Annotated in this window: 16 protein-coding genes; 12 read left to right on the top strand and 4 right to left on the bottom strand. The window is 48.9% G+C overall.

Annotated features, from left to right (window positions below):
- Positions 1–71 precede the first annotated feature (71 nt).
- Positions 72–1865: a heparinase II/III domain-containing protein gene (locus tag QEH59_RS04345; RefSeq protein ID WP_308984128.1), complete on the top strand. Its 1794-nt coding sequence runs from the start codon at positions 72–74 to the stop codon at positions 1863–1865.
- 15 nt (positions 1866–1880) lie between these two features.
- Here the strand turns inward: QEH59_RS04345 and QEH59_RS04340 are convergent, their stop codons facing one another.
- On the bottom strand, positions 1881–3236 hold the full coding sequence (locus QEH59_RS04340) for a GH1 family beta-glucosidase (protein ID WP_308984127.1): 1356 nt from the start codon (positions 3234–3236) through the stop codon (positions 1881–1883).
- Between the two features lie 103 nt (positions 3237–3339).
- The gene (locus tag QEH59_RS04335; RefSeq protein ID WP_308984126.1) at positions 3340–4065 is read right to left on the bottom strand and encodes a DNRLRE domain-containing protein; all 726 of its coding nucleotides are present in this window, start codon (positions 4063–4065) and stop codon (positions 3340–3342) included.
- 257 nt (positions 4066–4322) lie between these two features.
- On the opposite strand from QEH59_RS04335, the gene QEH59_RS04330 reads away from it, so the two are divergent.
- The 3 genes from QEH59_RS04330 to QEH59_RS04320 are packed head-to-tail and all read left to right on the top strand — an operon-like array spanning position 4323 to position 7304.
- Complete coding sequence (locus tag QEH59_RS04330; RefSeq protein WP_308984125.1) at positions 4323–5723, top strand: MFS transporter; 1401 nt, start codon at positions 4323–4325, stop codon at positions 5721–5723.
- Positions 5720–6430 (top strand): GDSL-type esterase/lipase family protein, encoded by a 711-nt coding sequence (locus QEH59_RS04325; protein ID WP_308984124.1) that lies wholly within the window; start codon positions 5720–5722, stop codon positions 6428–6430. Before QEH59_RS04330 ends, QEH59_RS04325 begins: the two co-directional genes overlap by 4 nt.
- A gap of 31 nt (positions 6431–6461) precedes the next feature.
- Complete coding sequence (locus QEH59_RS04320) at positions 6462–7304, top strand: alpha/beta hydrolase (RefSeq protein WP_308984123.1); 843 nt, start codon at positions 6462–6464, stop codon at positions 7302–7304.
- Positions 7305–7334: 30 nt separating this feature from the next.
- Here the strand turns inward: QEH59_RS04320 and QEH59_RS04315 are convergent, their stop codons facing one another.
- The gene (locus QEH59_RS04315; RefSeq protein WP_308984122.1) at positions 7335–9539 is read right to left on the bottom strand and encodes an alpha-galactosidase; all 2205 of its coding nucleotides are present in this window, start codon (positions 9537–9539) and stop codon (positions 7335–7337) included.
- A gap of 352 nt (positions 9540–9891) precedes the next feature.
- On the opposite strand from QEH59_RS04315, the gene QEH59_RS04310 reads away from it, so the two are divergent.
- The 8 genes from QEH59_RS04310 to QEH59_RS04275 all read left to right on the top strand — a co-directional run bounded on the left by QEH59_RS04310 (position 9892) and on the right by QEH59_RS04275 (position 20604).
- Positions 9892–11598 carry a sodium:solute symporter family protein gene (locus tag QEH59_RS04310; protein WP_308984121.1) on the top strand — a complete coding sequence of 569 codons (1707 nt, stop codon included), beginning with the start codon at positions 9892–9894 and terminating at the stop codon, positions 11596–11598.
- Positions 11595–13880, top strand: a complete 2286-nt coding sequence (locus QEH59_RS04305; RefSeq protein ID WP_308984120.1) for an FAD-dependent oxidoreductase — start codon at positions 11595–11597, stop codon at positions 13878–13880. The genes QEH59_RS04310 and QEH59_RS04305 overlap by 4 nt, the downstream gene beginning before the upstream one ends.
- A gap of 8 nt (positions 13881–13888) precedes the next feature.
- Entirely contained in the window at positions 13889–14545 is a 657-nt protein-coding gene (locus QEH59_RS04300) for a GDSL-type esterase/lipase family protein (protein ID WP_308984119.1), read from the top strand.
- A 459-nt stretch (positions 14546–15004) separates the two neighbouring features.
- Positions 15005–16912 (top strand): Qat anti-phage system ATPase QatA, encoded by a 1908-nt coding sequence (qatA, locus tag QEH59_RS04295; RefSeq protein WP_308984118.1) that lies wholly within the window; start codon positions 15005–15007, stop codon positions 16910–16912.
- Positions 16913–16914: 2 nt separating this feature from the next.
- Positions 16915–17766 (top strand): Qat anti-phage system associated protein QatB, encoded by an 852-nt coding sequence (gene qatB / locus QEH59_RS04290; RefSeq protein WP_308984117.1) that lies wholly within the window; start codon positions 16915–16917, stop codon positions 17764–17766.
- A 4-nt stretch (positions 17767–17770) separates the two neighbouring features.
- Positions 17771–19135, top strand: a complete 1365-nt coding sequence (gene qatC, locus QEH59_RS04285) for a Qat anti-phage system QueC-like protein QatC (protein WP_308984116.1) — start codon at positions 17771–17773, stop codon at positions 19133–19135.
- On the top strand, positions 19132–19884 hold the full coding sequence (qatD, locus tag QEH59_RS04280) for a Qat anti-phage system TatD family nuclease QatD (protein ID WP_308984115.1): 753 nt from the start codon (positions 19132–19134) through the stop codon (positions 19882–19884). Before qatC ends, qatD begins: the two co-directional genes overlap by 4 nt.
- A 213-nt stretch (positions 19885–20097) precedes the next feature.
- Positions 20098–20604 carry a hypothetical protein gene (locus QEH59_RS04275; protein WP_308984233.1) on the top strand — a complete coding sequence of 169 codons (507 nt, stop codon included), beginning with the start codon at positions 20098–20100 and terminating at the stop codon, positions 20602–20604.
- Between the two features lie 86 nt (positions 20605–20690).
- Here QEH59_RS04275 and QEH59_RS04270 read toward each other — a convergent pair whose 3' ends face one another.
- Complete coding sequence (locus QEH59_RS04270) at positions 20691–21959, bottom strand: tyrosine-type recombinase/integrase (protein ID WP_308984114.1); 1269 nt, start codon at positions 21957–21959, stop codon at positions 20691–20693.
- Between the last annotated feature and the right edge of the window lies 1 nt (position 21960).

The following is a 21960-nucleotide window of genomic DNA, read 5'->3' as shown; positions in this document are numbered from 1 at the left end:
AGGCTACGCATTTTTCGTTTTTTTATGTATGTATCTGTTGACGACGGGGTGCTGTCTTCCGTGGAAATCCCATGATACGAGGATTTGAATTAACTAAGGAAGGGCATCCTCGCCTGTTCTATTCTGAGGACGATGTGGCGCTGCTACGAGAGCGGGTGAATGCTGGTCCTTTGATGTCAGACTTGTCTGATTATGTGATTCAGCAGGCGGATCGACTATTGGATGAACCTATTCTTGAGCGCCAACTTGAAGGTCGTCGTTTACTTGGCGTTTCGCGTGAATGTTTGCGTAGGATAATGTATTGGTCAATGGCCTACCGCTTAACTGATTCAAAGATTTATACACTGCGTGCGGAGCAGGAAATGCTGGCGGTTGCTGCTTTTGAAGATTGGAATCCGGATCATTTTCTAGATGTTGCGGAGATGACTACCGCTTTAGCAGTCGGTTACGACGGCCTCTATCATTCATTGACAATGGATAGTCAGGTGACGATTCGAAATGCCATTTTGAATTTAGGGCTAAAGGCTTCGCTGGATTCAAAAATGTGGTGGCTGAACTATCCAAATAATTGGAATCAAGTCTGTCACGGAGGCATGGTTCTTGGGGCGTTGTCAATCTACGAGGACACGCCCGAGGTTTCTCTGGAAATTGTGAACCGTGCTCTGACCCAGGTTCAATCGGGATTGATTATGTATGCGCCCGATGGGGCTTATCCCGAAGGGCCGGGTTATTGGGCCTATGGCACAAGTTACTCGGTTATGATGATGGCAGCTTTGGAGCGAGTTTTGGGCAGCGATTTTGATCTTTCCAAAACGCCTGGGTTTATGGCATCAGCCGAGTATATTCTACATGCTGTGGGGCCATCCGGCGTTTTCTTTAATTATTCGGATTCAGGTTCTAATCCGGGAATACGACCGGAACTATATTGGTTTGCCCAACAGCAAAACCAATCTGAGTTGGTTCGTTTGTCGGAGCATAATTTACGGCATCTGCGAACACAAGGTGCTCGCTTGATCGGCGATGATCGCATGTTGCCGCTCTTATTGATTTGGCGGGTTGGATGCTATCAAAGTAGTGGGTCGATGCAAACGCATTGGGTGGGGCATGGCGAAAATCCTGTGGCTTTTCATCGCACGAGTTGGACGGATGACGACGCTACTTTCGTGGGGTTGAAGGGGGGCTCTCCCGGAGCGAGTCACGGGCATATGGATGTGGGACAGTTTGTTATGGAGTCCGATGGAGTTCGTTGGGCGGTGGACTTGGGCACACAGCCTTATCATGAATTAGAGGCCGCTGGGTTGGATATTTGGGGGGGAGATCGTTGGAAAGTCTTTCGCTTCGGCAGTCAGGGGCATGGCGTATTGATGGTGGATGGAGCACCACAGCTGGTGGATGGGGTTGCGCCGATTGTTGCGCATCATGCAGACGCATCGAAGCAGTATACGATTGTGGATACCAGTGCGGTGTATGGCGGCCAGTTGAAATCGGCCCAGCGAGGTGTTGCAGTTTATCAGGATGGCATTGTGCAGATTGAAGATGACTTGGAATCGCTGAACCGGACTTCGGCAGTTCGCTGGGCTATGGTGACTCATGCCGATGTGGATTTGACGTATCCGAACCGGGCCCTTCTGAAACAGTCGGAGCAGACTTTACTGTTTGAATTGCTTTCACCGGAATCTGCAATCTTGGAGGTGATTGATATTTCCCAGCCGAGGAACGAATATGATGCACCGAATCCTGGAGCGAAGCTCCTGTGTGTGACTTTTAATTTAGCGGCATCCAGCATCGCGCGCATTTCGATCAAATTGATTCCGGGAACTGTGTCGGAGTCGGATCAAGCCATGCCGCCAATGTCGGATTGGTGAGGCGTGGATTGAGCATTATAGGATACGGTTTTCGGCCATGACTTGGCCGAACCACTTTGCACTGAGTTTCGGGGTGCGTTGCTGGGTGGCATAATCATTGTAAACAACACCAAAGCGCCGTTGATAGCCGTCCATCCACTCGTAGTTATCCATGAACGACCAGAGGAAGTAACCGTCGACAGGGACACCGTCTCCAATCGAGCGGTGTAACTCGCGCAGGTAATTGCGGACGTAGTCGCGCCGATGCAGATCCAGCACTTCTCCATTGACCGGAGGCGCATCGTCATAGCCGGCACCATTTTCTGTAATAATGATTGAGGGCACCTCATAAATCTCCGCGACATGGCGGGCGCACCAGTAAATTGCCTGCGGCGCATGAGCCAGCCATGTGGCATCTGCGGTGGGATACGATTTTGGAAAGGGGAGAATTTCAGGACTGCCGTTTGCTCCCGTTCGCACGAACTGCCCAGTATATACATTGAGTCCGAGGAAATCAGTTTTTTGGCTGATCAGATCAAAATCTTCTTGCTGGAAATGGGCCACATTTGGACCCACAACTTTAAAATAAGCGTCGGTATATTCTCCCCTATACAGTGGTTCGAGCACGCGTGAATTGATTTCAATAAATGTTTGTCGTGCGGCTTCGATGTCGCCTTCGGTCTCCGTCAGAGGAATGGTCGGGATTGGGTTATCCGTGATGCCGACACGTGCTCCGTGGCCTCCGTATTGCCGTACGGCCCGGACGGCTTCGCCATGTGCGAGTAGGGCGGTGTGATAGGTTTGGTTGACGACTTGCTCCGACTCTTTGGCTCCCGGAGCTTTGGTGCCGTTGCCATATCCATCCTGTGTGAAGCAGAAAATTTCGTTGATTGTGATCCAGTTTTTAACGCGATCACCGAGAGATTTGACTAAAGTGTCTGCGTAAGGGCCGAAGGCATCAGCGGTGCGGCGATCCCGCCAGCCTCCGAAGTCTTCTTCTAGGGCTTGCGGTAGATCCCAGTGGAACATTGTGACCCATGGGGTCACACCATGGAGCAGGCAGGCATCAATCACTCTATTGTAGAAGTCGATGCCGAGCGGATTTACGGAGCCGCGCCCTTTGGGGAAAATACGTGGCCAGGAAATCGAGAGACGATAGTTTTTGGCGCCGAGTTTAGCCATTAACTCGAGATCCTTTTCGTATAAATGATAATGGTCGCAGGCGACGTCGAGCGTGTCTCCATTCAATACTTTACCGGGGATGCGGGCAAAGGTGTCCCAGATCGAGGGACCTTTATTATCTTCAAAGGCAGCACCCTCGATTTGTGGGGCTGCCGCGGCAAAGCCCCATTGGAAGCTTTTAGGGAAAGAGAGTGGCTGACTTCGGATCATGGTGAATGGAACGCGATTAATGCGAATTGGGTTATCGTGAAATGTAATAAAAAAGGCCTGCCGCTTTACATCGACAGGCCTTTGGGGATGTATTTGAAATAAACTACTTGCGGCGACGCATCACTGCGAGACCGATAACAGATAGGCCAGCGAGTAAGGCGTAGGTCGAAGGCTCTGGGACTGTTGCGGTGTAGTCGATGCTTAAGACAGGCACATATGAAGCTGGGTTGCCGACTGGAGTTCTTGAAGTGAAGCGGAAGATGCTGCGGGCTGCATCAATCGAGTCGACTGAAAGAATCAAGCCGATGGAACCGCCGATTGTGTTGAAAACAGCCGTGTCCAGTGTGCCCCCAGAGAAACTAACAGTGTCGCCTGTGATAACTGTTCCAGCATCAGCAGTGGCGCTTGCGACAAGTGCATCTAAGTCGCCGCCATCGGTAGTCCAAGGAGTGTCCCATTGGGCACCACCTTCAGTGAACGCTGTATTTGTCTGGTAAAGGTTGAGTGTGTCTACTCCATCAACCGAACTGCTGTCTCCCCCTCCGATGGTGAGTGTGAGCGTGACACTGTTGATGGTGGCACCTGTGAGTAATGGATCCGAGAGGTCGAACTGTAAGAAACCGCGTAATTCATCCGACGCACTCACGTTGCCTACCAGAAGGAGGTTCGCTTCAGTTGTGTCTTGGACATTATCGACGATTTGACCAGTTCGGATGAATCCGTCGGCTGATGCTACCAAGTCAAGTGTCTCGGCGGAGACAACCATTGGTAAGGATGCTAAGGCAGCAAGCAGAGCTGCAAGTGAATAGGCGGAGTGAGATAACTTCATATTCATAGGTTTTGATTTTGTTTTAGCGGGAATAAAGTCTTTATAGTTTCGCCAAAAGTAGCATTGAGGAAAAGCGAAACGAGTATGTTACAGTCACATATCTGTCGGGTGGTGTTTTGTGTGACTGTAACATGGCGGATTGAGTTCTGTTATACCTTTAGGGAAGTAAGTCTCTAGTTGCCGCCCAAATACCTCACTCGGGATAGACGGGAACTACTCCTCTTTGGGCGCGCTTCATTTGAATTCATGTTATCACTATGAGCGAAACACACCCAACCCACTATCATCGTGCCAAGCCCTGGCAAATTTTAGCTTTCTCAGTTAACGATACCGCAACCAATGCGGGGCTGTGCACAATCGGGACTTTCTTAGTGGTGATGATGACGGACAATCTGGTTTTGTCCGGCTTTGTCGCGGGGATCATTATGATGTTGGTCCGGGTTTTGGATGGGATCACTGACCCGATCATTGGAACTTTGATTGACAATACGGTGACCCGTTGGGGGAAGTTTCGTCCTTTTCTCCTCGTGGGCTCGATTATTATTAATATTGGGATTTTTCTTCTCTTTGGTGGCTTTGTTCATTTTGAGAACGAGTTGCTTCAATATGCATGGATTATCGGCAGTTACATTTTTTATATCTTTGGATATACTTGCCAGACTGCCTGCACTAAGTCGGCTCAAGTGCAGTTGACGAATGATCCAGGGCAACGCTCGACTTTGGGCTTTCTCACTGCGATTATTTCGACTGCTTATTGGTCTCTCTTTCTCGCTTTTGCGGTTAAATACGTGGATAGCTTTGAGGGAGGCTTTTCAAATCCGGATGGCTATCGGGTGATCGCAGTGATCACTGTGGCCGTGAATGCGGTGTTGACTGTTTGTTCCATTCTCGCGCTCAAGGATCACGACCGTCCTGAGTGTTATTCAAAGGAAGTGAAGAAGGAGAAGATCAAAGTCATCGCGATCTTTAGTTTAATTAAAGGAAATCGGCCTTTGCAAATGTTGGTGACGGCTGCGGCGACGAACAAACTCGCCAGTAATCTACAGGGGGCGGCAGCGGTGTATTTTTATTTGTATACGGTCCAGAGTCTCGACATGCAGGCCAAAGTTTCGCTCTTGGGATTACCTGCGCTCTTTTTGGGAAACACCTTGGGAGTGATCGTGGCGCGGCGCTATGATAAGAAGGTGTCTTTTCTTTTCGGCACTTGGATGGGGCTGATTTTTGGAGTGCTCATTATTGTGGTCCAACCTTTTGCACCTGAGCAGGCGGTGCTCTTTTTGGCACTGATGCTACTGGTGAATGCTGGCACGGGTATCTCATATATGAATATTATACCGATGATTGCCGATGTGGCGGACTATGAGCATTGGAAGAATGGCCGGTTTGCTCCAGGCTTGGTCGGGACGACTTTTAGTTTTGTCGATAAAATGGTCTCGTCGATCTCCGGCTTACTCATCGGTGGCGCGCTCTCTTATATCGGATATACGAAAAACATGCCATGGTCCAGCGAGGCCTATTGGGCCTTTCTCCTTGTCATGTTGGGCGTGCCGATTCTGGGGCATGTTGCGTCCATTATCGCTTATATTTGGTATCCGATCGACAACGCCTTTTACAGGAAGATGTATGATGATCTTCAGCAGAATAAATCAGTTTTATGAAATACAATGCTATCCAACTCAGTTTACTTTTATTGCTCAGTTTTTTTACCGGGACTGGTCTTCAGGCCGCGGATGAACGCACTGCATTTACGCAGTTTTATGACCGTAGCCCGACTAAGTATGCCGGCGATATGCGTCGATTTGACCAAGAGGTGCAGGCGCCCGGTGGCATTGTTGCAGTTGGTAGTTCGAGTATGCGCATGTGGGGGAGTATCCAGCGCGACTTGGCTCCGTTGACAATCATTCGCCGTGGTTTTGGCGGGAGCACTTTTGATGATGTGCTCTACTCGGTCGATACACTGATTCTGAAAAGCCGACCTCGGGCTGTGCTGATCTATGAGGGAGATAACGACCTCGCTCACGGAGCATCGCCACAAGTTGTGGCCGATTGCTTTCAGGCTATCGTTCGTGAAGTGCATGCCGATCAATCGGAGGTGCGCTTCTATGTCATGGCCATTAAACCGAGCCTTGCCCGCAAGAATCTCTGGGGGCGTATGCAAGAAGCGAATGAGTTGCTGAAAGGGATTTGCGAGTCAAACCCCTTGCTGACTTACATCGATAGCTCTTCGGGGATGTTGAATCTCGATGGCACAATACGTCCGGACATTTTCAAGAGGGACAATCTGCACATGAATGACCGAGGCTATGCGGTGTGGGCCGAGACGGTGGCACCTGTCCTAAAATCAAGCGAGTTGGCTTACGAATGAGTAGTGGTCTGCTGTTCATGGATATTTTAAAATGAAACGAATTCTATTCTGCTGCCTCTGTCTGGGAGTTCTGATGAACTCAATGCTTCAGGCCGATATGACCGGCACGACACGGGAGCCGGATTTTCGGGCTATTTATAAAACAGTCAATGGGCGCTCGCTTTGGCTGCACTGTTTTGAGCCACGGAACGCCGCTTCAAGTGAGCGGCCCGCCATCCTCTTGGTACATGGCGGAGGCTGGACGCGTGGCTATCCGGCTATTTTCTTTCCCATGGCGGAGCGACTCAGTGCTATGGGATTTGTGGTGGCTTGTGTTGAATACCGATTACTGGATACCCACCAGCATGGGTCTTCGGTTTTTGATGCAGTGGCGGATGTACAGGATGCCATGTCTTATTTACGGATGGATTCAAAGCGACTGCGGATCGACCCGAATCGGATTGCCATTGCCGGCGCGTCTGCCGGGGGGCATTTGGCGATCGGAACGGCGCTTTTTGAGGATTATCGAGAGGTCACTCGGTCGGCCTCATTTCGACCCGATGCAGTAATACTTTTTAATCCGGTGATCGATACTTCGGAGGCTGGTTATGGTCACGCAAAACTCGGTTCTGACTGGCAGACGCTCTCGCCGCTGCATCGGGTGCACTCAAAGATGCCACCGACCTTACTTTTCCATGGGCAGGCGGATGGGACGGTGCCATTTGCCGGAGCGCGTGCGTTTCAGGCCAGTATGCTGGCGCATGGCAATACTTGTGACTTCTTTCCGAATCAGAGTGGCAATCATGGTTACTATCGAAAGAGCCCCGTGTATGAAGAAACTTTGGAGGCAGTGTATGCCTTTGCCCTGCGTCAGGGATTACTCGCAAAGCTCTGAAGCGATGTGCGCTACTGATGGGCTCTCAATTTACAAGGCCTGAACGAGCCACTGAATGCTTTCAAAGTCACTGCTGGCCTGCGGAACAAACAGCCCTTGATGCATGAGGACATCGCCGCTGACCGTGTATGAATCCCCGTCAGCCCGGACGCTGTATTTTATTTCTGAGGACAGGCCTTGTAATTTGAGGCGGCGCGCGGGTGCATTGGGTTCATTCAGCACAGTGACGTGTGTGACGAGGGCCTCGTGCCTGTCTTCGGAGACGATCATCCATGCGGCTTCTTGAGATTCGTAGGGGCTTTTCAAGCGGTAGAGATCGCCAGAGATGAGCAGGGGACGAACCGTTTTGTAGAATTCGATCTGGCTGCAAACCTCGGATTTCTCTGCTTCCGTTAAGGTGCCTAAATCCAGTTCGTAGCCGAAGGCTCCGGTGCAAGCGACATGCCCCCGAGTGCGCAGCGGTGTCGTGCGGCCGACCTGGTGGTTCGGCACTGCCGAGACGTGAGCGGCGATTGTGCTCAAGGGATAGGCTAAGCTGGTGCCGTATTGAATCCGTAGGCGGGAGATCGCATCCGAATTATCACTGGTCCATATTTGAGGCATGTAAGCCAGGATGCCCGGATCAAAGCGCCCGCCCCCTCCCGAACAGCCTTCGAATAGAATGTGGGGGAATTCTTGATTGAACCGATCCATGATTTCGTAGAGTCCCAAAACGAATCGGTGGGCCGTTTCCTGTTGTTGAGTGGCGTCCAAACGAAGCGAACCCAGCTCAGTTAGATGGCGGTTCATGTCCCATTTGACATAGGTAATCGGGACCTCATAGAGGATTTTGGCGATACGCCCATAGATCGCATCACGAACTTCGCTGCGCGAAAAATCGAGCACCAGCTGGTTACGGCTTTCGGTTCTGGGGCGATCGGGCACATGGATGCACCAATCCGGATGTGACCGATAGAGTTCGCTGTCGGGCGACACCATTTCGGGTTCAAACCACAGGCCGAATTCAATGCCTTGAGCTTTGACTTTTTGGGCGAGATTCTCGAGTCCATCAGGTAATTTATTGTGATCGACGACCCAATCGCCCAGAGAGGTGCGGTCATCATCCCGATGGCCAAACCAGCCATCATCCAGGACGAATAATTCGACGCCGAGTTCGGCACCACTGGTTGCGATCGATTCGATTTTATTGGCATCGAAATCAAAATACGTCGCTTCCCAATTGTTGAGCAGAATTGGGCGAGGTTGATCACGCCAGGCGATTGGGAGTAAGTGTTGACGATAAAATCGGTGCATCGCCCGCGACATGCCTCCCAGTCCATCGGCTGCGTATGTCATGACAACTTCTGGTGCTTGGAAAGAACTTCCTGGTTTTAACTGCCATGTGAAATCGAAGGGATTGATGCCTATTTGAGCGCGGACGCATTGAAATTGGTCCTGCTCCACTTGAGCGAGAAAGTTACCGCTGTAGATCAGATTGTAAGCGTAGACGGAGCCATCGGTTTCATTGGCGCCCTTTTCGGCAAGTGCGAAAAATGGATTTTGCTGGTGGCTGCTGGTGCCACGTTGACTGGAAATTGCCTGGACACCCGGTCTTAGCGTTGAGAAATGTGCATCCCGCTCACGAATCCAGGCCCCGGATAATTGAACGAATTTGTAGTCGGAAAGCTCCGCGTCGAAATCGACTGAAGCGGAGAGTGCTCGTCGAATTTCCAGGTTTTGGTTTCCCTTGTTGAGAATCCGTGCGGATCGCGTGATGATCGGATGTTTTGGGAAAACAGTATAGTGCAGCTCTACTTGTAACTGAAGCCGTGCATCTTCCAATAAGATTGTCAGCGTTTCGGCATCTTCAACGCACTCCACATAAGTCGATGGCAAGCCTTCCAACTTGGGTTTGCCTTCTGAGATCGTATGTGAGTTGTAGCGGAGCGACAGAATTCGAGAGCCGGTTTCAGGCTGGAAAATTTCGAAAGCAGGCTCTCTGAAATCCGAGTTTCCATAAGTTGGAAATTCTTGGGGAAGTGTATCCAGACTGATGCCATTCGGTGCACCAGCAAGGTTTGGTGTATAGCCGCGCTCTTGAATCGGGACAGAGCTCGGACCGGTACCCGACGTTGAAAGCTGCGGACCCCAGTAAACGTGTTGGAGGAGACCTTGTTTCGATACTTTGAGCGCGTAAGTGGCGTTGCCAGCTTGCAGTGAAAATTGAGATTGCGTGACGTCGTAATGGATGTGCATAGCGGTCGAGTATGAAAGAGGGCGAGTGAAGATAAGCTCTAGGATGTGACTCCTGCGATTGTTTATTTGATTCAAATCCGAAACAGGAGAGAAGTAAAAACATCCCGCCATGTGACAGTAACAAGCCTCTGGCGGTTGTGGATTGGGTTGGTGGAACCTCTAATTGTGACCTTCAGATTGAGTTACTGGTTTCGCCTTCTCGAAGTCTTCCATCCCATTCGCATCTCCCCTAATCACAATGCTTCATTGTATATCTGATTTATGGCGATGAAAATGGATTCAACCACGAGGTTTAGTGCCTCGGCAAATCAAGACTCAATCCTCTCTGTTTATGCTCTCAATTGATTACTTTGTGCTCGCTATTTATCTCGCCGGAATTTTCGGGGTGGGGCTATTTTTGTCGTCTAAAAACAAGAGCTCGACGGATATGTTTGCCGCCGGCGGGGAGTCCCCTTGGTGGACTTCCGGACTGAGTTCTTTTATGACGATGTTCTCAGCGGGAACTTTTGTTGTCTGGGGAGGGATTGCCTACCAGCACGGGTTAGTCGCAGTCGTCATCAATCTTTGTTATGGTGTGGCTGCGTTGCTGGTAGGTTTTTTCGTCGCGGGGCACTGGAAGCGAATAGGGGTGAAGACACCGGCCGAGTTTATCGAACTGCGTTTCGGCGCTTCTGCGGTGCAGTTTTATACGTGGGCGATGATGATCTTCCGGATTGTTGGAGTGGCGGTGTCGCTCTATTCATTGTCAATCGTCCTGGTGGCGATGATGCCACTGGCGGATGGAAACCCTTTGCAAGATCCGACGACGGGTAATCTCTCACTCATGTGGGCGATCGTTATTTTCGGTGGGATCGTCGTGATTTACACCATGGCCGGTGGACTTTGGGCGGTGCTGATGACGGATGTCTTGCAGTTCATTGTATTGAATTTAGCCGTGCTCTTCATCGTGCCGCTTGCTTTCGGCCAAGTCGGCGGGGTGAGTGCCTTTTTAGAGAAAGCTCCCGAAGGATTTTTTGCCTTAACCAGTGATAAATACACGATGTTCTTTCTCGTTGGTTGGGTGGTGATCCATTTCTTTATGATTGGAGCGGAATGGGCTTTTGCTCAACGCTTTATCTGTGTATCGAGTGAGAAGGATGCGAAGAAGAGCTGTTTTTTGTTTGGAGGACTCTACCTGTGTAGTCCCATACTGTGGCTCCTGCCGCCGATGATCTATCGCACCATGGATCCAAATGCGGATCCGCAGGAGGCTTACATCCTGGCCTGTCGGGCGGTGCTTCCGGCCGGGATGGTGGGACTGATGGTCGCTGCAATGTTTTCCGCGACCGCGAGTATGGTGAGCTCACAGCTCAATGTGTTTGCTGGTGTGCTAACAGATGAAATTTATCGTCGGGTCTTTCGACCGAGTTCGAGCGAGAAGCACCTCGTGAATGTTGGGCGTCTTTTTACCATCGCCTTAGGGGCTGTGCTCATCGCTGTGTCGCTTTTAATTCCCTACTTGGGGGGGGCGGAAAAGGTGGTTGTCGCAATTACCAGTTTGATGGTGGGGCCTTTGCTGGCACCGACGATTTGGGGATTGTTTAGTCGGCGTATCGGGATTCGCGCGATTTGGATGACGGTGGCGATCAGCTTTATTTTAGGGCTGATTCTTAAACTTGGGCTCGGCACCAATGGTTGGTTGCTTTCGGGATCGACCATCGCGTTGGCTGAATGGATTCAAGCGAATGGCACCACCGTAGATCTCATCATCGGAGTGCTTATTCCTGTTAGTATTTTGACCACTATGCATTACTGGCGTGGGGAAACCTCGATTGGTTGGATTCGTGTGCAGAAGCAGGTCAGTGATGTGATTGCCGCCGGTAAAGTGACCGAGGCCAGCGCCTTGCCCGCCATCATCGTGGGAGGCTGTTTGCTGGTCTGCGCGCTGCTCATGTTTGGGCTCATCCCCTTTAATGAGTCGGGGCATGGAATCCTCGCGGTCTTTGGAGCAGTGCTCCTGTGCATCTCCGGTTCGATCTTTCTCTTTATTAAAACTCAAAAACGACGAACTCTTGAATGATTATTTCTGAACCAACATCGGAGCGTGCGCTCAAAAAAATCCAACTTGAAGCCGACCTCACCATCGTGGGCGGGGGGCTTGCAGGCACCTGTGCGGCGATCACTGCTGCGCGTGAAGGAGTCAAAGTGGTCTTGGTTCAGGACCGACCTGTCTTAGGTGGTAATGCCTCGTCCGAGGTCCGTCTCTGGGCCCTTGGGGCGACTTCACACCAGGGGAATAATAATCGCTGGTCCCGCGAGGGCGGAGTGATCGATGAGATTGCTGTTGAGAATCTGTGGCGCAACCGCGAAGGCAATCCGCTTTATTTTGATTCCTTGCTCTTGGAGAAAGTGAGAGCCGAGCCGAATATTACCTTGTTGCTGAACACCGCGATGGTGGGCTTGGACAAAGATGGTCCGGACCGGATCAAAACGATTCACGCGTTTTGTAGTCAAAACAGCACGCTCTACGATGTGACTTCGCTACTCTTTTGCGACGCATCCGGAGATGGAATTGTTGGCTACTTAGCGGGCGCGGCTTACCGGGTCGGTGCTGAAAAGGCGGATGAGTTTGATGAAGCGTTTGCTCCCGCGGAAAGCTATGGTGAGTTGCTCGGGCACACCATTTATTTTTACGGTAAGGACACGGGCGAACCGGTTAAATATGTGGCTCCGGACTTTGCATTGAAGGACATCAAAGCGATCCCGCGTCATGATCAAATCGAAGTGAAGCAATATGGCTGCGCGCTATGGTGGCTGGAATATGGCGGCCGTATGGATACCGTGCACGACACCGAGGAGATCAAATGGGAACTCTGGAAGGTGGCATATGGCGTATGGGATTACATCAAAAATTCGGGAAAATTTCCAGAAGCGGAGACTCAGACCCTAGAATGGATCGGTACGATCCCTGGAAAGCGGGAAAGCCGTCGCTTTGAAGGCGACCTGATGATGAGCCAATCCGATATCGTGGAGCAAAAGCGTTTTGACGATGCCGTCTCCTTTGGAGGTTGGGCGATTGATTTACACCCGGCAGATGGCCTGTATAGTGCGGATTCCGGTTGTCATCAGTTTCATAGTAAAGGGGTGTATCAGATTCCGTATCGGACGATGTATAGCCGCAATGTGGACAACCTCTTTACTGCAGGGCGTCTAATCTCGTCTTCGCATGTCGCTTTTGGTTCGACTCGTGTGATGATGACCTGTGCTCACAATGCCCAGGCGGTCGGGATGGCGGCGGCGATGTGCCAAGAGGGCGGCTTTAATCCGCGTGACTTGCTCGAGAAGGATCAGATGCAGGCTTTGCAACGTCGCTTGCGGCGTTCGGGACAATATATTCCGCACCTTGAACTGCCTGAAGATCGTGAAGACTTGTTTCACTCCGCGCAGGTGAAGGTGTCCAGCGAGGCTCAGTTAGCAAGTTTTTCACAGTCCAAGCATTTGGCAACGATGGACTGTGCCCGCGCTTTATTGCTACCCGCTCAGCCGGGTGTCTTGCCGGAAATGACTTTTTACTTTAGTTCGAAATCGGATCAGACGCTGGAGGTGCAATTGCGCCGTTCGAGTCTCGCAGGTAATTATACACCAGACGACATTTTGGAAACGCTCTCTCTTTTGATCCCGGAAGGCGAAGCGATGGCAGTGACTGCCAAGTTTAGTGCTAAAATCGCCGAGTTCGAGTATGTCTTTGTCTGTCTAATGGCATGCCCGGGAGTGGAAATTGTTCAATCCGAGATGCATCACACCGGAGTGATGCCTCTCGTGCACACAGCCAATAAAAAAGTGGCTAAGGATGCGGTGCAAAGGCCCCCGGTCGGTGCTGGTTTTAACTGCTTCGAGTTCTGGTTGCCGGAAAGGCGTCCCGTGGGCAAACTTCCTGCGGTGACTTTTAACCCGCCCTTGAGTTGTTTTGGCGCGGACCAATTGCGGAATGACTACGCGCGTCCATTTATTCAATCTAATGCCTGGATGGCCGATCTTAGCGACGAAAAGCCAACACTTGAATTGATCTGGGATGGCCTCAAGAAAGTTCAGAAAGTCGTCATCTTCTTTGATGTCGATTACGATCATGCCATGGAGACGGTCCAGTGGCATCATGCGGAAGATGCCATGCCTTTCTGTGTGAAGCATTATCGTCTGTATGCCGGAGTGGGCCAATTATTGGCCGAGGACTGCGAAAACTATCAAGGGCGTGTTGAGTTGAATCTACGCGAGCCAGTTGAAACGAATCGATTGAAATTAGAGCTCTTGGATACTCATGGAGCCACTGCCTCGATCTTCTCCATACAAGTGTATTCAGTCTAAATAATTTAATGATGAAATTTCTAAGTATCTTTATTTGCCTCATGAGTATCTGTGGAAGCTTACATGCGAGCCCTCCCGTAGAAATCACTGTGCTTGCCTTAGGTGATTCGATCACCGAAGGCGGCGAGCACTTTGTTTGCTACCGAAAATTTCTTCCGAAGATGCTAAAGGCCCAGAGAATGTCATATACATTTATCGGCCCAAAGAAAGATAGCGATTCGGCACATGCGGGGTATAGCGGCAAAAACACTGCGTATCTTGCTTCAATTATTGAAGATGTTTATCGGCAGTATCCCGCCGATGTCGTCCTGCTGCACTCCGGACATAATAGCTTTAGCAAAGACAAACCAGTGCCGGGTATTCTACGGGATACGGATTCTATTGTGCGTACGATTATACAGATCAATCCAAGAGCGACGATCCTGATCGCTCAAGTGATCACAGCAGGGAAGCTACCGAAATATGATTACATTCCTGAGTTAAATAAAAAGTTGGCCGATTACGTGAAGTATTCGGAATTTGCCGATAATATGGTGCTGGTCGATCAAGATAATAGATTCGATTGGACGACTGACACCGTGGGAGACAAAGTGCATCCTAACGTGAATGGTGCCAAGAAAATGGCTGCCCATTGGCTTGAAGGGATCAAAAATCTCAGTAACTGAGTTGCTGATGTGCGTTTCGAGCGTTTCACAAGCTCTCCATTGTTAGTGAAGTAGACCTTGTCGATATCCTAGATCTGCGGCGATAGTTTCTGCACGAAAACCAAGCATTGGTTTGAAGACTTTGGTGCTCTTGTCTTCGTTTGGGAGTTGGGAGTTTCGTGTGATTTCGTGTCCTGTATGGAAGCTACAGTTTGGCATACACGGGGGTTGTATAAAGCAAGTCGCCTGTGATGTGCAAGAAGATGCCGCCTTAAAGTATTTTATATTACAAAAATACTCTTTATCTATTTCTCGGATTTCCGCACTGCACCATGTTTTTGGGCTCAAACCGTATCTTTAGATTTTTTGCTCGATGGGACGTTGGCTTTTATTGAACGGATGTTGGTCTGCTAGTTTGTCGTTCGATTGTAAACTTTATACGCTTTACGTGCTTTTCTGGTTGTTTTTATAATCATATTTTTGATATCTTACAACTTGATGTTCTTCAATGATAATGAAACTGACGTAGATTTGCTCCAGTATGAGCCGATTGCCGTCTCAGTGATTGCTCTCTTGGATAATGCTGGTAACGAGCCCATCTCGATAGGATTACACGGAGATTGGGGGGCTGGTAAATCGAGTGTATTAGCTATGGTTCAGGCGAACCTAGCATCTAAGAAGAAGACGCTTTGTCTTAAGTTTAATAGTTGGACTTTTCAAGGCTTTGAAGACGCTAAACTGGTGCTGTTAGAGTCTCTGATTAATGGGATCCTTGATGCTCGCCCAAAATCAGTGAAAGTCAAAGAGCAGGCTAAAGGTCTATTGAAGCAGATTAATTGGTTAAAAGTCGCAAAACATGCTGGAGGCTTGGCGTATAATGTGGCTACGGGACTACCATCACCACAGCAAATTGGAGCTTTGTCGAATTTTGCGAAATCACTTTTAGCAAAGGGACACGACGCTATCACGACGACTGATATGGATGCGATTTTGTGCACCGCAAAAGAACTGGTGAGCACTCCCGATCATAGCGCTTCGACAGTCCCAAGCCAAGTCCATGAGTTTAGGCGAGATTTTACGACGCTGCTTGATGAGGCGGGTATTGAGAAGCTGGTTATATTAGTCGATGATCTGGACCGTTGTTTGCCCATCACAATTATCGAAACTTTGGAGGCGATACGGCTTTTTCTTTTTGTTGAGCGCTCTGCTTTCGTTATTGCGGTAGATGAAACTATGGTGGAATACGCCGTGAGGCAGCACTTTCCCGATTTGCCTGGAAGAATCTCGCCGCAGGTTTACTCTCGTAACTATCTGGAAAAGCTCATTCAGGTGCCTTTCCGCATTCCCGCCTTGGGCTCATCCGAAACGCGGACTTATATTACTTTGCTGCTGATCGAGCAGCAATTGAATGCTGAAGAATTTACGCCATATCTTGAACTTGCCCGCAAGCTATTGATGATGCCTTGGATTTCAAACGGCTTAGACCGGGCAAAAATCGAAGAATCCATTGGGGATGTGCCGTCTAAAATCAATTCGTCATTAACTCTGGCGGCTCAATTAACGCCTCTACTCACAGCGGGAACAAAGGGTAATCCTAGGCAGATCAAGCGTTTCCTTAATACGCTTATATTACGAGAATCAATTGCCGAAGCGCGTGGATTCAATAAGATGATCAAGCGTCCGATTCTTGCCAAGCTAATGCTGCTCGAAAGGTTTGCGCTGGATGAATATGAACAGTTGATTGCGATGATTGCTACATCACGTGATGGTAAACCCGAGCAGATAAAAATGCTGGAAAAGGGGAATACGAAGCGGGGAAATTTGGGAGATTCCGAGCCGGTTGCAAATTGGTCGAAAAAACCTACCGTTCAGCAATGGCTCGACCTTGATCCAAAGCTAGGAGGCATTGATTTACGACCGTATGCATTTGTCACTCGGGATAAGCGGATGTTCTCTGGCGTCAATGGAGGGCTGGGAATACATGAAGCGCTTTATGAGAAGCTGAAGGGGGGCGCCCTGAGTGCGAGTGGTCAAAGAGAGGCCGTTAAGAAGTTGGTCGATGCGGATGCGCGAGCGATTTTTGACACACTGAGAGAAGATGTCCTGAAAGAATCCAGTTTAGCATCTAAGCCTAACGAGATGGAGGGACTTATTTTGTTGGCGGAGAGTCATCCGAACTTGCAATTGCCACTCATTGACATTCTGAAATCGAGAACTCCGTCGGATCTCGGAGCATGGGTTGTCTCTGGCTGGAATAAGGCGTTTTCGTCGGAACCTGCCCAAGCTGCGTTTAAGCGGTTATACAAGACTTGGATGAATCAAACTGAGAACAAAGCACTCAGGAAGAGTGCGACTGCGACGGCTAAAATCAATAAAATCGAAACTTAGTTATGGGTACTTCTGCAGCTTCATCTGGGCCAAAGAATGATTCGCCTCTGATTCCAACTTGGTGTGGCGAATTGCCAGGCATCGATGGGCTCGATCCTATCGATGTGCCAGAAGGTGGTTCCGATGAGCCTAATGGAGAGGGGAAAGCTGAGCTACCTCCAATTTCTTTGCCGCCTGATGCAAAAAGGTTTCGGGCACCTCGCGCGAGTCTCACTTCTTTTTCTCGCACTGGGAATAGCAACACACTCAATCGTGCGTTAAGTGAGTATGTCGGCAGTGCTAGTGGGGGAGCACGCACTGCCGCGCACCGAATGGCAGGGCCTCAGCGCACGGCCAGCAAGATTCTTTCTTTCGCTCAGGCTGTGGCTTCTGTGGGAACGCCTGAAGCACTGAAGCAATTTGGCCTTAAAGACTGCCAAGGAAAATCAGTTGATGAAATACTCCCTTTACTCATCGATGCCCTCTGTCTTGATCCTGGTGGCTCTATTGATGAAGGGATTGCAAGGGATGCTCTGGCGGATGCAATTGCAGATCTTAGCGAGCAAGGTCTGGATATGGCGGATGAGTTTTCTGAGGAACAGCTGCGAGAGCTCTTTATTGGCTTTGTTTCGAATTCGATAAAAGATCGGGTTATCAATGATGTTGGGGTTAACTGTCTTGCCGTACCTGATGATACACTCGCAGTCCAAGGCATCGAAGCAACTCTTTCAGCAGTCATATCCGGCTGTGTCAGGGATGCTGTCGGTGGTCCACTTTCTGATTTTGGCAGTATAGGCAGCCAGCAGCTCACTAAAATCACACATGAGATTTACGAAGCTGCATACAATTTGCTCGGGCAGCTAACAACAGAATAAAATTATGTTCCGCCATCACATTGTCTTTCAAATGAACAATAAGGATCGATTTCAGGTCACCCCAGATGATCCTCATTCGGTAGTATCAAATGTCGATTTATATGATATATTAGGATTACTAAATTTTGGTATCCAGAATACCGTAGATGCGGTAAAAGAACTTGCCCTAAGCCCTTCCGAAATTGCCTTTGATTTGCTTCTGCTGGGTACTGCTGTAATGGGAGTGGACACTCGTATCTCTCGCGCTAAGAATGCTCAAGATGGATGGACGCGGGAGATCTTTTTATATTTCCCCGTTAGCGATCCGGGTTTGTGGCAAGCTCAAGCTGGAGCACTGAGCGGAATGCTACATTTTTTGACTGGAGATCGTTGGTGTTTTCAGTTTAGACCTCGCCCGAAGGCCAAACAGATAATCGTCCCTGTTTCAGATAAATTCAACTTGGCTCCTCGTGACTGTGTCTCACTTCTTTCAGGAGGTTTGGATAGTTGTATCGGGGCAATTGACTTGCTCACCAGTGGTCGGGAGCCTATTTTTGTGAGTCATTATTCGGATGGAACGACCAGTACATATCAGCGAATTGTATTAGATGCACTGAAGCAAAAATATGGTAAATCTAGCTTTGATTCTTTGCGGGGGAATATAGGTTTTCCACGGAATATATTGCATAATGGTGGGGATGAGGGGACTCAACGTTCTCGTTCTTTCCTGTTTTTCTCGCTTGCCGCTTACGTTGCTGATGGGAGCAGCGGAGACACCATGATATATCTTCCTGAGAACGGCTTGATCTCCTTAAATGTCCCTTTGGATTCTCTTCGACTAGGGGCGCTCAGTACTCGGACCGCTCACCCTTACTATGTCGCTCGCTGGAATGAACTGCTAGGTGCCATCGGCCTCAGCGGAAGATTGCTCAATCCATATGCAACCCAAACAAAAGGGCAGATGATTCGCGATTGTAAAGATCTCCATTACCTTAAAGAGCTGCTACCGCAAACGATGTCTTGCTCGTCTCCGGCTAAAGCTCGTTGGGATAAGCACGCTCCTCGTCACTGTGGTTATTGCATGCCCTGTTTAATCCGCAGAGCTTCTACCCTGTTTGGCTTAGATGATGATGGTGATACTACTGAATATGGGGTTGAGCTAAAAGGGCAGGTGTTAAATAGCAAGAAAGCCGAGGGAGCGCACGTGAGAGCCGCAAAGTCAACAATTGCTAAACTTCAGGCGAATCCAAAATACGCGAGATTAGCTATTTTTAAATCTGGTCCATTGACTGATGTTGGCGACCAACTGGAAGACTATGTTGCAGTCTATCAAAACGGAATGAACGAAATCGCGGAACTTCTCAAAACAACCAATAGTCGTCCCTTATGAGCGAACGTCCGATAGCTGTAGACTTTCACTGTCATCTCGACCTCTATCCAGATTTTGAAGAGATCATAGCTGAGTGTGAAAAGCTGCGAGTCTTGACGCTAGCTGTGACCACGATTCCCGTAGCGTTTGAGAGGAACCTTCAGCTCACTGAAAATCTTAATTTTGTTCGAGCGGCACTAGGGCTTCATCCGCAATTGGTAGCCGAGCGTGGTCATGAGTTTGAGTTGTTTGAACGGTTGCTTCCCAAAACTCGATTCGTGGGAGAGATTGGCTTGGATGCAAGTCCAAGGCATTATCGTTCTTTTGAGAAACAGCGGGAGATATTTACTCGTATCCTTCAATCGTGTGCTCAAGTCGGTGATAAAGTCTTATCCATACACTCGACCCGAGCCACAAAGCATGTCCTCAATGCTCTGGAGTGCAATCTCAATGGGACTAACGTAGTACCAGTATTGCATTGGTTCACCGGTTCGTTATCTGAGATGAAACGGGGAGTTGAGCTGGGCTGTTATTTCTCTATTAATGGTGAGATGTTGTCTCGAGAGAGGCATGTGAAAATGATACGAGAGATCCCCATTGGTCGCATCTTGACAGAGACTGATGGTCCGTTTGTGGCGACCGCTGGAGACGTTCCAGTGCGTCCGTATCAAGTGGCTTCCACCATCGAAAGATTGGCTGATATTGTAGGGCTTTCAGAAAATGAACTACGCACACAAATATTTCGTAATGCTGAGCCCCTCTGGAAATAACTGAATCGACCAAAACGAAGAAACATACTATGGCCAAAAAAAGAACCTCCATCCCTATCAAAATTAGACATATGCTTTTCGACGAAGTTGAGAGTAGGTGCCCTAACCCTAAGTGCATGACGAATGGCATTTCAGAATTGGAGATTCATCACCTTGATGGAGATCCCAGCAATAATGACAATTTAAACCTTCTGGCGATTTGCTCGAACTGCCATACTCGGGGTGCTTTTAGGTGACCTCATCCTTACTACACTCGCTTGCTTAGGCTTGAATTTCATTTTGAGTATATTTGATCCACAGGCGAAATGGATACATTTATCAGCTTCAGTTATCTTATTCTGGTTTGAGTGGAGCTTGTGGAAGGTTAGTTCGACTCATCTGGAGTTCGAGCAGGCGGCCAAAGCTAAAAGGAGCTGTTATTTTATGGCTGTTTTTGTGGTCACACTAGCAGATACGGAAGCACTTGCTTTTTACTTTGGTGGTTTACCTATTTTTGCTATAGGAGAGTCCATACAGTTTCAATTCGTGCTTGGTCTATTTGTGGTGATTTTACTGCTTATTTGTGGCATAAAAGGTGCCTATGCATGGCTTGCGTTGAAAGGGGAGCAATGGGCGGCTTCTGCTGTGACGCATCGACGTCTTTTACGAATCGCTGCGGCTTTAGTGACTTTAATTGCGTTGCCTGGGGTCTTCCAAATACTATTTATGGAGGCACAATAGACTCTTCCGATCAATCACTGTCAGGAGGACATTATGCAGATTAAGAATGAAAAAGACATGGCTAAAGTTTGAGCCTGTTTAGAAGTTTAGTTGAACGAGAGTATATATCGTCCATTTTCTTTGCTCATAGGCTGAGCTTGATGTCTTTCAGGTAATATTCCCCAAAATTGATCTGCTTCTTTAGTGCTTTTGGAGTCAAGATAGTGCTTTCGGATGACTGCTTCTGAATTTCCAGCTTGAAGCGAAGCATCGCCAACTGAGCGAAAGGCACCTACGGTCATGGAAATATATGTATGGCGCATGACATCATGTGGGAGGTGATGTTGAGTTCGGACATCTGCCCACATATCACGGAATCTTTTTTTAGTAATAATTGGGTATTTGCTTAGCGGGTATTTTTCTAACCATGCGCGGAGATTCGGCTGGATTTTAATGATTCGTCTTTCGTTGGTTTTGGAGACATGCGGTTCTATTATAATAACTTCCGTATCGAGACGGATTGCATCACAGCTCAGTTTTCCCATTTCGCCATCTTTCCAGTCAGGACGGATTCCTGCGAATAAGGTGAGTGCGTAATAGGGGACCATGCACCCAGGTGAGCCCCACCAAGTGCCATTTTTGTTTTGTTTGCCTCGGTAGTTTTCCAACCAATGCATGAATGCTTCAGCCTGTTTCGCGGTCAAAGTTTCGGCAGTGCCTCTGCTCTTTTTTATCTTAAATTGTGGGACTTCAAGCATTGGGTTTTCTGCCAGATATTTTTTCATTAGGCAGAATTTAAAAAATGTGCTGATGTAGCCGCGTCGGTTGTTCCACGTTTTAAGTGTAGCGACGGCCTTTGAGCGTCCAAGGGGAGTATCTAAGTATTTTTTGAGTTCTTCGGGTTGAATTTCTCCAATGACGCGTCCAGTGAAAAAGCCTTCTAGTTTTGCCATTTCATATTTGATGGCACGTTCTTGCCGAGAAGAGATGATACCTCGTTCGAGCTCTCGAGATTTTTCGTTTCGATATTCTAGGACGGCAGCTTCGATCGTCTTACTTTCAGTAGACTCCTTATAGTGTTCTAGAAAGTAATTCACGGCGAATGGAAGTGATTTACTTGATTTTGAACGCTTAAGTAAATTCACCGCAGCAATTGCGTCGGCGTTTTGTGCATGGCTTAAAGTCGTCCAGATTGTTTGGCCCTCGTTCTGCTCATTTAGCAGTCTGATATTGAGCTTTTGCCGAAAAGCAGTAGCTTCATCTCGAGTTTTGAAGTTTTTGCGGATACGCTCGCCATTGAGCGTTCCTGCGACCCTCCATGCGTCAGAGCCTTGAGGGTTGGTAAATTTACTGATCTTGAAAGTTTGCTTTGCCATA

This window comes from Thalassobacterium sedimentorum (assembly GCF_031127905.1).
Classification (GTDB): domain Bacteria; phylum Verrucomicrobiota; class Verrucomicrobiia; order Opitutales; family Coraliomargaritaceae; genus Thalassobacterium; species Thalassobacterium sedimentorum.
This window is presented reverse-complemented; position numbering and strand designations above follow the sequence as displayed.